Annotated in this window: 1 protein-coding gene; it reads right to left on the bottom strand. The window is 71.8% G+C overall.

The genetic code is table 11. The features are described 5' to 3' along the window. Positions 1-564, bottom strand: a 564-nt coding sequence (locus tag E1266_RS39130) for a hypothetical protein (RefSeq protein ID WP_207946176.1), incomplete at both ends; no start/stop codon positions are given.

Below are 564 nucleotides of genomic sequence, written 5' to 3'. Positions count from 1 at the left end.
GCGCCACCCCGCCCGCCGACGGCGCTGCCTCCGACGAGGTTCGCGGAACCCCCAAGGGTGGTGGAAACCCTGCTGAAGGTGGGCTGGGTGGTGCTGGTGTGGCTACTTCCGCCGTTGGTGGTGTGGTGTCGCGAGGTGGCGGCGTCGCTTGTGGTGACGGACGTGGCGCGGTTTGCGGCGTCGGCGGAATTGCTGCCGCCGGTGGCGGGTCGGTTGTGTCGCGCGAGGGCGGTGGTGCCTCTGGCGAGGACCGCGGTGCACCCCACGGTGTAAGTGGCCCTGTTGAAGGCTGCGCGGTGGGCGACGCCGGCGTCCCCGCTTCCGTTGGTGGTGCGGTGTCGCGCGGGGGTGGCGTCGCTTGTCGTGAGGGTCGTGGTGCGGTTCGCGGTGCTGGCTCTGGTGAGGGCTGTGGAATTCCCGATGGTGGTGGGACTGCCGAAGGTGGCGTGGTGGGTGGCGGTGGTGTCGCTGCTCTGACCGGTGGCGGCGCGGTCTTGCGCGGTGGCGGCGTTGCGTCTGCGGAGGGTTGTGGAGCGCCCCATGGGGGTGGGGGCGGTGCTGAGG

This window comes from Actinomadura sp. 7K534 (genome assembly GCF_004348575.1).
Classification (GTDB): domain Bacteria; phylum Actinomycetota; class Actinomycetes; order Streptosporangiales; family Streptosporangiaceae; genus Spirillospora; species Spirillospora livida.
Note: the sequence above shows the minus strand (reverse complement) of the source record. Positions and strands in the feature narration are given on the sequence as shown.